Origin of the sequence: Marivibrio halodurans, assembly GCF_017963645.1 — a bacterium.
GTDB classification, from domain to species: Bacteria; Pseudomonadota; Alphaproteobacteria; order UBA8366; family Aestuariispiraceae; genus Marivibrio; species Marivibrio halodurans.
Genome location: NZ_JAGMWN010000013.1, coordinates 28161 through 41058, shown reverse-complemented (window position 1 = coordinate 41058; position 12898 = coordinate 28161). Strand labels below are relative to the sequence as shown.

Annotated in this window: 12 protein-coding genes; 9 read left to right on the top strand and 3 right to left on the bottom strand. The window is 67.3% G+C overall.

The annotated features are described in order from the left end of the window. The first annotated feature begins 20 nt into the window (after nucleotides 1-20). Both dapF and mtaB read left to right on the top strand, forming a co-directional pair. Nucleotides 21-842: a diaminopimelate epimerase gene (gene dapF, locus KAJ83_RS18165; RefSeq protein WP_210683537.1), complete on the top strand. Its 822-nt coding sequence runs from the start codon at nucleotides 21-23 to the stop codon at nucleotides 840-842. Further along, the gene (gene mtaB / locus KAJ83_RS18160; protein ID WP_210683536.1) at nucleotides 839-2146 is read left to right on the top strand and encodes a tRNA (N(6)-L-threonylcarbamoyladenosine(37)-C(2))-methylthiotransferase MtaB; all 1308 of its coding nucleotides are present in this window, start codon (nucleotides 839-841) and stop codon (nucleotides 2144-2146) included. Before dapF ends, mtaB begins: the two co-directional genes overlap by 4 nt. Nucleotides 2147-2167: 21 nt before the next feature. On the opposite strand, the gene KAJ83_RS18155 is transcribed toward mtaB, so the two are convergent. Beyond that, the gene (locus KAJ83_RS18155; protein WP_210683535.1) at nucleotides 2168-2446 is read right to left on the bottom strand and encodes an usg protein; all 279 of its coding nucleotides are present in this window, start codon (nucleotides 2444-2446) and stop codon (nucleotides 2168-2170) included. A 335-nt stretch (nucleotides 2447-2781) separates the two neighbouring features. Here KAJ83_RS18155 and groES point away from each other — a divergent pair, with 335 nt between their 5' ends. The 4 genes from groES to KAJ83_RS18135 all read left to right on the top strand — a co-directional run bounded on the left by groES (nucleotide 2782) and on the right by KAJ83_RS18135 (nucleotide 7114). Then, a complete protein-coding gene (gene groES / locus KAJ83_RS18150) occupies nucleotides 2782-3096 on the top strand; it encodes a co-chaperone GroES (RefSeq protein ID WP_210683534.1) in 315 nt (104 codons plus the stop codon). A gap of 48 nt (nucleotides 3097-3144) precedes the next feature. Continuing rightward, nucleotides 3145-4782, top strand: a complete 1638-nt coding sequence (gene groL / locus KAJ83_RS18145; protein ID WP_210683533.1) for a chaperonin GroEL — start codon at nucleotides 3145-3147, stop codon at nucleotides 4780-4782. A gap of 126 nt (nucleotides 4783-4908) precedes the next feature. Then, nucleotides 4909-5859, top strand: coding sequence for a bifunctional riboflavin kinase/FAD synthetase (locus KAJ83_RS18140; protein WP_210683532.1), 951 nt, complete (start codon nucleotides 4909-4911; stop codon nucleotides 5857-5859). Between the two features lie 67 nt (nucleotides 5860-5926). Beyond that, complete coding sequence (locus tag KAJ83_RS18135) at nucleotides 5927-7114, top strand: trans-sulfuration enzyme family protein (RefSeq protein ID WP_210683531.1); 1188 nt, start codon at nucleotides 5927-5929, stop codon at nucleotides 7112-7114. 22 nt (nucleotides 7115-7136) lie between these two features. On the opposite strand, the gene KAJ83_RS18130 is transcribed toward KAJ83_RS18135, so the two are convergent. Beyond that, nucleotides 7137-7838, bottom strand: a complete 702-nt coding sequence (locus KAJ83_RS18130) for an LXG domain-containing protein (RefSeq protein WP_210683530.1) — start codon at nucleotides 7836-7838, stop codon at nucleotides 7137-7139. 279 nt (nucleotides 7839-8117) lie between these two features. On the opposite strand from KAJ83_RS18130, the gene ileS reads away from it, so the two are divergent. From ileS to KAJ83_RS18115, 3 genes are all read left to right on the top strand, one after another. Further along, on the top strand, nucleotides 8118-10985 hold the full coding sequence (gene ileS, locus KAJ83_RS18125; RefSeq protein ID WP_210683529.1) for an isoleucine--tRNA ligase: 2868 nt from the start codon (nucleotides 8118-8120) through the stop codon (nucleotides 10983-10985). A gap of 23 nt (nucleotides 10986-11008) precedes the next feature. Further along, the gene (lspA, locus tag KAJ83_RS18120; RefSeq protein ID WP_246484874.1) at nucleotides 11009-11557 is read left to right on the top strand and encodes a signal peptidase II; all 549 of its coding nucleotides are present in this window, start codon (nucleotides 11009-11011) and stop codon (nucleotides 11555-11557) included. A gap of 85 nt (nucleotides 11558-11642) precedes the next feature. Further along, nucleotides 11643-12242 carry a DUF3035 domain-containing protein gene (locus KAJ83_RS18115; RefSeq protein WP_210683528.1) on the top strand — a complete coding sequence of 200 codons (600 nt, stop codon included), beginning with the start codon at nucleotides 11643-11645 and terminating at the stop codon, nucleotides 12240-12242. Nucleotides 12243-12350: 108 nt separating this feature from the next. On the opposite strand, the gene KAJ83_RS18110 is transcribed toward KAJ83_RS18115, so the two are convergent. Next, nucleotides 12351-12866: a DUF934 domain-containing protein gene (locus KAJ83_RS18110; protein WP_210683527.1), complete on the bottom strand. Its 516-nt coding sequence runs from the start codon at nucleotides 12864-12866 to the stop codon at nucleotides 12351-12353. Between the last annotated feature and the right edge of the window lie 32 nt (nucleotides 12867-12898).

Sequence of the window (12898 nt, the reverse complement as noted above, 5' to 3'; positions counted from 1 at the left end):
GGAACGGGAACCGCGCGGCCATGGTCGCCTTCACCAAGATGCATGGGCTGGGCAACGACTTCGTCGTGCTGGACGCGCGCGCGCTGCCGCTCGCGTTGACGGCGGAGGCGGTGCGCCATATCGGTGACCGGCGGCGTGGCGTCGGCTTCGACCAGCTTCTGGTGATGGAGCCCGCCGGGAATGACGGTGCCGACCTCTTCATGCGCATCTACAACCCCGACGGCAGCGAATCCGGCGCCTGCGGCAACGGCACGCGCTGCGTCGCCGCGCTTTGCATGGTGGAGAATGACGCGGAAAGGATCACCATCGAAACCCGGCGCGGGCTGCTCGCCGCGCGGCGGCTCGACGATGGGCGGGTCGCCGTCGACATGGGCGAGGCCCTGACCGACTGGGCGGCGGTCCCCCTGGCCGAGGAACGGGATACCCTGTCCCTGAACGGGGTCGCGTCCGGGCCGCTCGCGGACCCGGTCGCGGTCGGCATGGGCAATCCGCATTGCGTCTTCTTCGTGGCGGATGCGGAAGCGGTCGACCTGACGACCCACGGGTCGGAGATAGAGCACCACCCCCTCTTCCCCGAGCGCACCAATGTCGAGGTGGCGAGCCTTATCGGCCCGGACCGCCTGCGGCTCAGGGTCTGGGAGCGCGGGGCGGGGATCACCTTCGCCTGCGGGTCCGGCGCCTGCGCGACGGCGGTGGCGGCGATCCGGCGCGGATTGACGGGACGGCGGGTCGCGCTCGACCTGGACGGCGGGCGGCTCGACATCGAATGGCGGGAGACGGACGGCCACGTCCTCATGACCGGCCCGGTCGCGACCAGCTTCACCGGCGAGATAGATCTATGACCGCCCCCGACACCGAGAGCCGCGAGGACACCAGGACCCGCGCCGAGGTCGTCACCTTCGGCTGCCGCCTCAACGCCTATGAGTCGGAGGTGATCCGCGAGAACCTGACCTCGGCGGGCCGGGACAACGTGATCGTCGTCAATACCTGCGCCGTGACGGCGGAGGCCGAGCGGCAGGCGCGCCAGGCGATCCGGCGCCTGCGCCGCGACCATCCGGAAGCGGAGATCGTCGTCACAGGCTGCGCCGCGCAGATCGATCCCGCGCGCTTCGCCGGGATGGAGGCCGTCGACCGCGTCGTCGGCAACCGCGAGAAGCTGGAGCGCGCGACCTTCGCCGACCCCGCCGCCGACCCCACCGCCGACACGGAGCCGGTGCGCGTCGCCGACATCATGACGGCGGAGGAGACGGCCGGACACCTGATCGGCGGGTTCGAGGGACGTGCCCGCGCCTTCGTCCAGGTGCAGAACGGCTGCGACCATCGCTGCACCTTCTGCATCATCCCCTATGGCCGGGGGAACAGCCGTTCCGTGCCCGCCGGCGCGGTGGTGGAGCAGATCCGCCAGCTCGTCGCCAACGGCTATAAGGAAGTGGTGCTGACCGGCGTCGACATCACCAGTTGGGGCGGCGACCTGCCGGGGCATCCGCCGCTGGGCGATCTGGTGCGGCGCATCCTGAAGCTGGTGCCCGATCTGCCGCGGCTGCGCATCTCCTCCATCGACTGTATCGAGATGGACGAGCCGCTGTTCCGCGCCATCGCGGACGAGCCGCGCCTGATGCCGCATTTCCACCTGTCGCTCCAGGCCGGGGACGACATGATCCTGAAACGCATGAAGCGCCGTCACGGCCGCGACGACGCGCTGGCGCTGATCCGCCGTATCCGGGACCTGCGTCCCGAAGCCGTCTTCGGCGCCGACCTGATCGCCGGCTTCCCGACCGAGACGGAGGCGATGTTCGCCAACACCGCCCGCATCGTCGAGGAAGCGGGCCTTACCTGGCTGCATGTCTTCCCCTATTCGGAGCGGCCGGGCACACCCGCCGCGCGCATTCCGAACAAGGTGCCGAAGGCGCTGCGGAAGGAGCGCGCGGCGCATCTGCGCGCCCTGGGCGCCGCGCGGGAACGCGCCTATCTGGAAAGCCTCGTCGGAAGCGAGGCCGAGGTGCTGGTGGAAGGCGACGGCATCGGCCGGACGGAGGGCTTCGCCCCAGTCCGGCTCGACCCCACGATCGCCGACGGCTCCCTGCTCAAGGTCGCGATCTCCGGCCTCGACGAGACCGGAGCGCGCCTTCTCGGCCGCCCGGTCTGACCGACCCCGCCGGGCTTCCCCTCAGTGCAGGCTGAAAAGACCGCCCACCGCGCGATGCTCCGCCGGGCTGACGATCTCCGAGCGGGCCAGATGGACGGAATGCAGCCGCCCTTCGATATTGCGTTCCCAGTAATCGAGGAATTTCCGCAATCTCGGGAAGTCCGGCGCGATGTCGTAATGTTGCCAGACAAACTTCTGCAACAGGTCGGGATAGTCGGGCAGGTGATAGATGATCTCGGCGGTGGCGAGGCGATAGCCCCGCACCTGCTGCTGGAAACGGCGATCGGTTGTGGTGTTCATGGGCCAGTCCCTTCGTCGTTGACTCCATGCCGCCACCCGGCCGATCCGGAGGCGACCCCGAGGCGACCTGAAAACTGTGCGCCGCAGCAAAAAATCCCGCAACAAAAAATCAATAAAATCAATATATTAGCAGCCACCCTTTCCGGCTGCTAACAAAGCACGCGAAAGCGCTTGAAAGCCGAACAAAGCTGGCCTATCTAACCATCGCTTAGCACTCGATCAGGGGGAGTGCCAAGACCGTCGCGACAGCCTGTCGGACGCGCATGTCGCGCCGCGCATCCCGCGCGGGGCGTCCCTGGACAACCTTTGTCTTCGTAAGAGGAGGTACCCAGAAGATGACGTTTCGGCCGCTGCACGACCGGGTTCTGGTTCGTCGCATTGAGGAGGACCAGAAGACGGCCGGAGGGATCATCATCCCCGACACCGCCAAGGAAAAGCCGATGCAGGGCGAGGTGATCGCCGTGGGCAAGGGCGTGACGCTCGAGGACGGCACCGTCCGCGCGCTGGACGTTCAGCCCGGCGACACGGTGCTTTTCGGCAAGTGGTCCGGCACCGAGGTCAAGATGGACGGCGAGGAGCTGCTCATCATGAAGGAGTCGGACATCCTCGGCATCGTCGAGGCGAAGAAGTCGGCCAAGAAGGCCGCCTGACGCGCGCTCGATCAATAAGCTTGCTCATTCACGAGGAGTGAAAAGAAAATGGCTGCGAAAGATGTGAAATTCTCGACGGACGCGCGCAACAGGATGCTGCGCGGCGTCGACATCCTGGCCGACTCGGTCAAGGTCACGCTGGGCCCCAAGGGCCGCAACGTCGTGATCGACAAGAGCTTCGGCGCGCCCCGCATCACCAAGGACGGCGTCACCGTCGCCAAGGAAATCGAACTCAAGGACAAGTTCGAGAACATGGGCGCGCAGATGCTGCGCGAGGTCGCCAGCAAGACCAACGACCTGGCCGGTGACGGCACGACGACCGCCACGGTCCTGGCCCAGGCGATCGTGCGCGAGGGTGTGAAGGCCGTCGCCGCCGGCATGAACCCGATGGACCTGAAGCGCGGTATCGACGCCGCCGTCGAGGCGGTCGTGGCCAACATCGCCAAGCACGCGAAGAAGGTCTCCCAGTCGTCCGAGATCGCCCAGGTCGGCACCATCTCCGCCAATGGCGACAAGGATGTCGGCGAGATGATCGCGAAGGCGATGGAGAAGGTCGGCAACGAGGGCGTGATCACGGTCGAGGAGGCCAAGGGCCTCGAGACCGAGCTCGACGTCGTCGAGGGCATGCAGTTCGACCGCGGCTATCTGTCCCCCTATTTCGTGACCGACAGCGAGCGCATGCAGGCCGAGCTCGACGATCCCTACATCCTGCTGTTCGACAAGAAGCTCTCCAACCTCCAGGCGCTTTTGCCGGTGCTGGAGAAGGTGGTGCAGTCGGGCAAGCCGCTGCTGATCATCGCCGAGGATGTCGAGGGCGAGGCGCTGGCCACCCTCGTGGTCAACAAGCTGCGCGGCGGCCTGAAGGTCGCGGCCGTCAAGGCGCCGGGCTTCGGCGATCGCCGCAAGGCGATGCTGGAGGACATGGCGATCCTGACCGGCGGCACCGTCATCTCGGAAGAGACGGGCATCAAGCTCGAGACCGTCGATATCTCCATGCTCGGCCGGGCGAAGAACGTCACCATCACCAAGGATGAGACGACGATCGTCGACGGCGCCGGCAAGAAGAAGGAGATCGAGGGCCGCTGCAACCAGATCCGCCAGCAGGTGGAGCAGACGACCTCCGACTACGACCGCGAGAAGCTGCAGGAGCGGCTGGCGAAGCTCGCCGGCGGCGTCGCGGTGATCCGCGTCGGCGGTGCCACCGAGATCGAGGTGAAGGAGAAGAAGGACCGCGTCGACGACGCCCTGCACGCGACCCGCGCGGCGGTCGAGGAAGGCGTCGTCGCCGGTGGCGGCACCGCGCTCCTCTACGCCACGAAGGCGCTGGCCAAGGTCGAGACGACGAACAACGACCAGAAGGTCGGCGTCGAGATCATCCGCCGCGCGCTGAGCGCGCCGGCGCGCCAGATCGCGACCAACGCGGGCGAGGACGGCGCCGTCGTCGTCGGCAAGATGCTGGAGTCGAAGGACACCGCCTGGGGCTTCGACGCCCAGACCGGCGAATATGTCGATCTGGTCAAGGCCGGCATCATCGACCCGGCGAAGGTCGTGCGTTGCGCGCTGCAGGACGCGGCCTCGGTCGCGGCCCTGCTGATCACGACGGAGGCGATGATCGCCGACAAGCCGGAGCCGAAGTCCAATGCGGGCGCGGGCGCCGGCATGGGCGACATGGGCATGGACTTCTAGGTCCGGCTCCAGTTCTGAAGACCGTTACGGGAAGGGCGGCGTCGAAAGGCGCCGCCCTTCACCTTCTTCGGGGCACCTTTTTCGGGCTGGGACGAGCCCGCCCGCTTCGTTAGAGTGCGGCCCGCCATGCAGATCATCCAACAGCTTTCCGACTATCCGGCGGACCGGCGGGGCGCCGTGCTCGCCATCGGCAATTTCGACGGCGTCCATCGCGGCCATCAGGCCGTGATCGGCCAGGCGGCGCGCATCGCGGAGGCGGAGGGCGCACCGCTCGGCGTGCTGACCTTCGAGCCCCATCCGGTGTGCTATTTCAAGCCGGACGTGGCGCCCTTCCGTCTGACCCCGCTGCGCAGCAAGGCGCATCATCTCCAGGCCCTCGGCCTCGATCTGATGATCTGCCTCCCGTTCGAGCGCGCGCTGGCGGAGCTTACGGCGGACGCCTTCATCGGGGAGGTGCTGGTCCGCGGTCTCGGGCTTTCCCATCTCGTCGTCGGCTACGATTTCCGCTTCGGCAAGGGGCGCGCCGGCACGGTGGAGACGTTGAAGGCCGATGGACGCTTCCGGGTCACGGTCGTCGATCCCAGCGCCAGCGCCGCGGGCGAGGTCTATTCCTCCACCCGCATCCGGGAGCATCTGAAGGCCGGAGAGCCGGGACAGGCCGCGGCCCTGCTCGGCCGGCCGTTCGAGGTCGAGGGCATCGTCGCGAAGGGCCGGCAACTCGGCCGGACCATCGGCTTCCCGACCGCGAATATCGATCTCGGCGACTATGTCCGCCCGGCTCATGGCGTCTATGCCGTGCGCTGCGGGGTAAGCGCGACGGCGGGTGGCGCGCCCCGCTGGCTGGACGGTGTCGCGAACTGGGGGCGCCGCCCCACCGTCGACGGCATCGGCGAGGTGTTCGAGGTCTATCTGTTCGATTTCGACGGCGATCTCTACGGCACCAGCTTGCGCATCGCGCTGATCGAATTCATCCGGCCGGAGAAGAAATTCGACGGCATCGACGCCCTGAAGACCGCGATCGCGGAGGACTGCCGGGCCGCGCACGTCATTCTGGACACCCGCGCGGCCGGGGCGTAGGGGCGTTTCACGCCGCCCTCCCCTCCCCACCCGATAGAGCATGGCGAACAGGCCACCCGAGGAAATCATGACCCAGCCCCCGACCGATCCCCGCACCCTGCTGGCCCAGGCGCTGCACTATACCGACCCGGCAACGGGCGCGGTGACGCCGCCGATCCATATGGCCAGCACCTATGCGCGCGACGGCAATTACGACCTGATCGCGGGGGCGAGCTACAGCCGGCCGGAGAACCCGACCTATCTGAGCGTGGAGCGGGTGATCGCCGCGCTGGACGGGGCGGCGGAAAGCCTGACCTTCGCGTCCGGCATGGCGGGCGTCGCGGCGGTGCTGGAAACCGTGCCGCGCGGCAAGCGGATCGCCGCGCCGACCATGCTCTATCACGGCAGCCGGGTCGCGCTGAAGCGCTTCGCGGAGACGCGCGGCCTCGGCCTCGATTTCTACGACGCGCGCGCGGCGGACGGGCTGTCGGCCGTGCTGGCGAAGGGCGAGACCGATCTGGTCTGGATCGAGACGACGCTGAACCCGACCTGGGAGGTGCTGGACATCGCCGCGACGGCGCGGGCCGCGCACGCGGCCGGCGCGGCGCTGGCGGTGGACGCCACCTGCACGCCCGCGCTGACCATCCGGCCGCTGGCGCTCGGCGCCGATATCGTCTTCCAGTCGGCAACCAAATATCTGGGCGGGCACAGCGACCTGGTGGCGGGCGCGCTATCGACCGCCGATCCGGACGGGCCGCGCTGGCAGGCGGTGCGTCAGGTCCGCACCCTGAATGGCGGCGTGCTGGGGCCGATGGAGGCTTGGCTGCTGCTGCGCGGCATGCGCACGCTGGCGCTGCGGTGGGAACGCGCCTGCGACAACGCGCACGCCATCGCCCAGCATTTCGACGGCCATCCCGCGTTGGAGGGCGTGCTTTATCCCGGGCTGGAAAGCCACCCCGATCACGCCATCGCCCGGCGGCAATTCACCGGCGGTTTCGGCGGCATGCTCTCGCTTCTGGTCAAGGGCGGGGGCGGGGGCGGCGACGGGGGCGGCAAGGACGAGACCGGCTTCGCCGCCGCCAAGCGGGTCGCCACCGCGACGCGGCTGATCATCCCCGCCACCAGCCTTGGCGGGGTGGAAACGCTGATCGAGCATCGCAAGGCGATCGAGCCGCCGGACAGCCCGGTGCCCGACAACCTGCTGCGCCTCTCCATCGGGATCGAGGCGGTGGCGGATTTGATCGCCGACCTGGAGCGAAGCCTCGACGCACGGTAACGACTGCCCGGGCATTAGAGTCTCAGTAGATCCGCTGCATCGAGAAATGCGGCACGGTATAAAAGCCCTTCGTCGTCAGCATCTCGGCATAATATCGCGGCACGACACCGGAATCGCCCGTCAGGCATTCACCGAGCCATGGCGGCGGGAAGCATTGAAGGTCCTTGTCCATGGGATAGCGGTCCTCGTCGTCTGGGGTGCCGTCATTGTCGTCGTCCCCGTCGGTATAGTTCGGATTGCCGTCCCCGTCGAAATCGCCGTCCGGGTCCCAGCGATCCGGCCAGAGGAGATAGACCGCCAGAGCCAGTCCGAGGATGGAGGCGACCGAGCCCGCGATGGCGAGATGGCCCATGCGTTCCATCTGCGAGGCCACCATCCGTTCGAGATTGGCCTTCAAGCCGTCGATCCCGGCCTGGACCTCGTGAAGATCGATGCTGCCTTCCGCCATCTCGATCTCATGCGTCTCGATGAAGGAATTGACGTGGCTCTCCCGATCCTTGAGGGCCTCGCTGAATTCCTTCAGGCGCTCCGCCATTTCCGGCGACATCGGCGATCCGTCCCTCGGATCGTGGATGAAGGGGTCATTCGACCCGTCGGTGAAGTGCAGACGCTCGACCACGCCGTCGGCCAGGAAAATCGACAACGCGCCGAGACGCCGCCACGCCCCGCGACGCGGGCCGCCGAAGGCGGTTATATTGGCACGAACAAGTTGCTTCGCGGACATTGTCCCTCTCCCTTATCGACAATCGCTTTTCCGGGCGGACCGGATGCGTTCCCGGTGCCCCCGACGAAGCCGGATACGGCATATCCCAATACGAGCAATATTATGATTATTCGATTATAGAGAACATCGATGGCGGTTTGGGAACTCATTTCAGGACGAGGAATACATCCCCGGCCGCCCTGACGCCGCCACCGCCCCGCCGGGCTGGAAATCCCCGGTCAACTGGCGTAAACCGGCGCGGTCTTCCGATATTTTGGAATAAGCCCGAGAGCCCGAGCGATGAATGCCGACCAGCCCGACTACAAGGACACGCTCCATCTGCCGCGCACGGATTTCCCGATGCGCGCCGGCCTGCCGCAGCGCGAGCCGGAGATTCTGGCGCGGTGGGCGGAGATAGACCTGTGGGGGAAGCTGCGCGCGGACTCGAAGGGCCGGGAGAAATATATCCTGCATGACGGCCCGCCCTATGCGAACGGTCATCTGCATATCGGCCACGCGCTGAACAAGATCCTGAAGGACATCATCAACCGCTCGCGCCAGATGACGGGCTATGACGCGCCCTATGTGCCGGGCTGGGACTGCCACGGCCTGCCGATCGAATGGAAGATCGAGGAGCGCTATCGCGAGAAGGGCCAGGACAAGGACGCCGTGCCGATCGTCGAGTTCCGGCGTGAATGCCGGGAGTTCGCCGACCACTGGATCGGCGTGCAGCGCGAGGAGTTCAAGCGCCTCGGCGTGCTCGGCGATTGGGACAATCCCTACCTCACCATGAACTACGAGGCCGAGGCGGTGATCGCCGACGAGCTTGGCAAGTTCCTGATGTCCGGCGCGCTGTTCCGGGGCGCCCGGCCTGTCTGGTGGTCGGCGGTGGAGAAGACCGCCCTGGCCGAGGCCGAGGCCGAGTACATGGAGCACAAATCGACCACCATCTGGGTCAGGTTCCCGGTGGTGAAGGCGGCCGACCCGGCGCTGGAAGGCGCCAGCGTGGTGATCTGGACGACCACGCCCTGGACCATCCCCGGCAACCGCGCCGTCGCCTGCCACGAGGACTTCGACTATGCCGTCATCGAGGTGACGGAGGTCGCGGAGAAGACCGGCGCCACCGTCGGCGAGCGGCTGGTCGTCGCCCGGAACCTCGTCGCCGCCACCTGCGAGCAGGCGGGCATCGCCGCGCACGAAATCGTCGCCACCCTGCCGGGCGCGCGCATCGCCGGCAGCACCTGCGCCCATCCCTGGCGCGGGGTCGAGGGCGCCGGCGGCCATTACGATTTCGACGTCCCCGTCCTGTCGGCCGAATTCGTGACCGACGACGCGGGCACGGGCTTCGTCCATATCGCGCCGGGCCACGGCGCGGATGACTGGCATCTGGGCCGCGCCAACGGCATCGAGATCCCGGAGACGGTCGGCGAGGACGGCTGTTTCCACGATTTCGTGCCGCTGATGGACGGCGCCGCCGTCATCACCCAGGAAGGCAAGGACGGCCCGGCCAACGGCACCGCCATCCGCGAGATCGCGAAGGCCGGCAAGCTGCTGGCCAAGGGGTCGCTGCGCCACCAATATCCGCATAGCTGGCGCTCCAAGGCGCCGCTGATCTTCCGCAACACGGCGCAATGGTTCATCTCGATGGAGACGAACGACCTGCGCGCCAAGGCGTTACAGGCGATCGAGAAGACCGATTTCTATCCCAAGGCCGGGCAGCGGCGCCTCTATTCCATGATCGAGAGCCGGCCCGACTGGTGCGTCAGCCGCCAGCGCGCCTGGGGCGTGCCGATCCCGGTCTTCGTCCATAAGGAAACCGGCGAGCCGCTGCGCGATCAGGCCGTGGTCGACCGGATCGTCGCCGCCTTCCGGGAAGAGGGCGCGGACGCCTGGTTCACCAGCGATCCGTCGCGTTTCCTCGGCAATGACTACGATTCCGGGGCGTACGAGCAGGTGCGCGACGTCGTCGATGTCTGGTTCGATTCCGGATCGACCCACGCCTTCACGCTGGAGGCGCGTGCGGATCAGCAATGGCCCGCCTCGCTTTATCTCGAAGGCTCCGACCAGCATCGCGGCTGGTTCCATTCCTCGCTGCTGGAAAGCTGCGGCACGCGCGGGCGCGCGCCCTATGACGCGGTGCTGACGCACGGCTTCGTCATGGCGGAGGACGGCCGCAAGATGTCGAAATCCCTCGGCAATGTCGTCGTGCCGCAGGAGGTGAACGACAAGTACGGGGCGGAGATCCTGCGCCTGTGGGTCGTCTCGGAGGATTATTCCGGCGATCTGCGCATCGGCGAGGCGATGCTGAAGCAGCTCACCGACTATTATCGGCGCTTCCGCAACACGCTGCGCTGGCTGCTCGGCAATCTCGCGCATTTCGATCCGGCGAAGCGCGTCGATCCCAAGGACATGCCGGAGCTTGAGCGCTGGGTGCTGAGCCGTCTTTCGGCGATGGACGGCGTCGTGCGCGCGGGCATCGAGGGCTATGACTTCAACCGCATCTTCCGCGAGTTGCATGAGTTTTGCGCGGTCGATCTCTCCGCCTTCTATTTCGACGTGCGCAAGGATTCGCTCTATTGCGACGCGCCGGACGACGCGGACCGCCTCGCGGCGCTCAGCGTGCTGGACACGGTGTTCGACTGCCTGACCGCGTGGCTCGCCCCGATCCTCAGCTTCACGACGGAGGAGGCCTGGCTCGCCCGCACCGGCGCGGCGGACGACAATTCCGTCCATCTGCGCCAGATGCCGGAAATTCCGGCCGGTTGGCGCGACGAGGCCCTCGAGGCGAAATGGGCGACGGTGCGCCGCGCGCGCCGCGTCGTGCTCGCCGCGCTGGAGCGCAAGCGCAACGAGAAGGCGATCCGCGCCAATCTCGACGCGGCACCGGTGGTGCATGCCTCCCCCGCGATCCAGGGGGCGCTCGCCACCGTCGATTTCGCGGATGTCTGCATCACCTCCGACATCGTGATCAGCGACGCGGACGCGCCCGACGATGCCTTCCGACTGGACGATGTCGAGGATGTAGCGGTCGCTTTCGCCCGGGCGGAGGGCGAGAAGTGCCAGCGCTGCTGGAAGGTCCTGCCGGATGTCGGCGCGGGCCCGGACGCGCCGGATGTCTGCGGACGGTGCGCGGAAGCGGTCAAGCACATGCCGGCGGCCGCGGAATAATCGAGAACCAGGCGGTCCCGACCATGACCCTCGAAAGCCCGAACCGAACCGGCGCGGACGGCTTCACCATGAAGCCGAAGCGCGGGCGCCTGCCGCTGGGCCTCGCGCTGGCCGCGATCGTCCTGATCCTGGATCAGGCCAGCAAGTTCTACATGGTCGATTGGGTGATGCGCCCGCCGCGCATCATCCCCGTCACCGACTGGTTCGATCTGGTGCTGGTCTGGAATCGCGGGGTCAGTTTCGGGTTGTTCGGGGATGGCGCGGTCGGCCCCTATCTGCTCTCCGGCCTCGCCGTCGCGATCGCGGCGATCATGCTGGTCTGGCTGCGCCGGGCGGAAACGGCGTGGCTCGGCTGCGGCTTGGGCTTCGTCATCGGCGGGGCGATCGGCAACGCGATCGATCGGCTGCATTGGGGGGCGGTCGCGGATTTCGTCTCGATCTCGATACCGTTCATCCCGCTGCGCCTGTTCAATCCCTGGCCGGCCTTCAATGTCGCGGACGCGGCGATCAGCATCGGGGTGCTCATGGTCCTGGCGGACGGCTTGTTCACCCCGCGAAAACCCCTTAAATAACGGGGGCGTGAAGGAGCCGTCCCTCTCTCCCCGATTCCGTGGGAAGAGTGGTGGAACGGGCCGAAACGAAGGGTAGGAACCGTCGATGGCGATGCATCGCACCTCGATTCTCGTGCGGCTGACGGCGCTCGCGCTGATCGGCGTGGGTCTCTCGGCTTGTGGCGGCGGCCAAACCGGCGACATCCTCGGTCTCGAAAAGCGCACGCCGGACGAATTCAACGTCGTCTCGCGCGCCCCGCTGACCCTGCCGCCGAACTACGGGCTCCGCCCGCCGGACCCGCGCGGCCAGCGTTATCAGGACCTGCAACCCAGCCAGACCGCGCAGGAAGCCCTGTTCGGCCGCGACGCCATGAAGCGGCTTCGCGAGCAGAAGGAGCAGATGCGCCAGCAGGGGGCCTCAATGGGGGAAATCGCGCTTCTCGACAAGACCGGCGCGTTGGAGGCCGATCCTTCCATTCGACAAGTCGTGGAGGAGGAGAGCGCCGCCCTCGCCCAGGAGCAGGAAAGCTTCGTCGACGATCTCGTCTTCTGGCGGTCCAAGCCCGAGCCCGGCGACATCGTCGATTCCAACGAGGAACAGCGACGCATCCAGGAGAACGCGGCGCTCGGTCGCGAGGTCACGGATGGAGAGACCCCGTCCATCCGCCGCGACAACGAGAAACCGATGCTGGAGTGGCCGTTCTAAGGCTTGTCGATTTCATAGCCTCGAACAGGAAACGCCGCGCGACCGGAAAGGCCGACGCGGCGTTTCGTCTTTTAGGCGGCAGCGCGGCGATCGATCCTACACCGCCCCCTACTCCGCCGCCGCGGCGATCGCCGGTTGCGCGCCACGCAGTTCCCAGATCGGGCGGCGGGTGTCGGTCGCCCGCTGATAGGCGTTCGTGACCGCCTTGGTCGCGGCGAGGAAGGCCTCGGCGCTCTCCCCCTCCTTCACCTCGAAGGCGTCGAAGCCGGCGCGCGCCATGAAGAGATACTGGTCGCGCAGCACATTGCCGACCGCGCGCACCTCGCCCTTATAGCCATGCCGCTCCCGCAGAAGCCGGGCGTAGGAATAGGCGCGCCCGTCGGTGAAGCTCGGGAAATTGAGCGCGATGACCGAAAGGCGGTCCAGATCGTCGGCGATCGCGTCCGGGGTCTCCCCGGGCTCCAACCGCACGCCGAGATCGGCATGCGCGCGCAGCAGCGCGTCGCGCTCCGCCTTGAACCGGGCGAGCGATACGATCGCCGGAATATCCGGCTGCAACGGCGCGTCATCCTCATAAAGGTGCCAACGGTCGGCGGTGAGGCGGCCATTCTTGATCAAAGCCATGATCGGTGTACTCCTCCAGCGTCTCTCGCCGG

Excerpts from the sequence above, each read along its gene's own strand:
- ileS (WP_210683529.1), top strand. The coding sequence starts at position 8,118 with ATGAATGCCGACCAGCCCGACTACAAGGACACGCTCCATCTGCCGCGC.
- KAJ83_RS18135 (WP_210683531.1), top strand. The coding sequence starts at position 5,927 with ATGACCCAGCCCCCGACCGATCCCCGCACCCTGCTGGCCCAGGCGCTG.
- KAJ83_RS18110 (WP_210683527.1), bottom strand. The coding sequence starts at position 12,866 with ATGGCTTTGATCAAGAATGGCCGCCTCACCGCCGACCGTTGGCACCTT.
- groES (WP_210683534.1), top strand. The coding sequence starts at position 2,782 with ATGACGTTTCGGCCGCTGCACGACCGGGTTCTGGTTCGTCGCATTGAG.
- groL (WP_210683533.1), top strand. The coding sequence starts at position 3,145 with ATGGCTGCGAAAGATGTGAAATTCTCGACGGACGCGCGCAACAGGATG.
- KAJ83_RS18140 (WP_210683532.1), top strand. The coding sequence starts at position 4,909 with ATGCAGATCATCCAACAGCTTTCCGACTATCCGGCGGACCGGCGGGGC.
- KAJ83_RS18155 (WP_210683535.1), bottom strand. The coding sequence starts at position 2,446 with ATGAACACCACAACCGATCGCCGTTTCCAGCAGCAGGTGCGGGGCTAT.
- lspA (WP_246484874.1), top strand. The coding sequence starts at position 11,009 with ATGACCCTCGAAAGCCCGAACCGAACCGGCGCGGACGGCTTCACCATG.
- KAJ83_RS18115 (WP_210683528.1), top strand. The coding sequence starts at position 11,643 with ATGGCGATGCATCGCACCTCGATTCTCGTGCGGCTGACGGCGCTCGCG.
- dapF (WP_210683537.1), top strand. The coding sequence starts at position 21 with ATGGTCGCCTTCACCAAGATGCATGGGCTGGGCAACGACTTCGTCGTG.
- mtaB (WP_210683536.1), top strand. The coding sequence starts at position 839 with ATGACCGCCCCCGACACCGAGAGCCGCGAGGACACCAGGACCCGCGCC.
- KAJ83_RS18130 (WP_210683530.1), bottom strand. The coding sequence starts at position 7,838 with ATGTCCGCGAAGCAACTTGTTCGTGCCAATATAACCGCCTTCGGCGGC.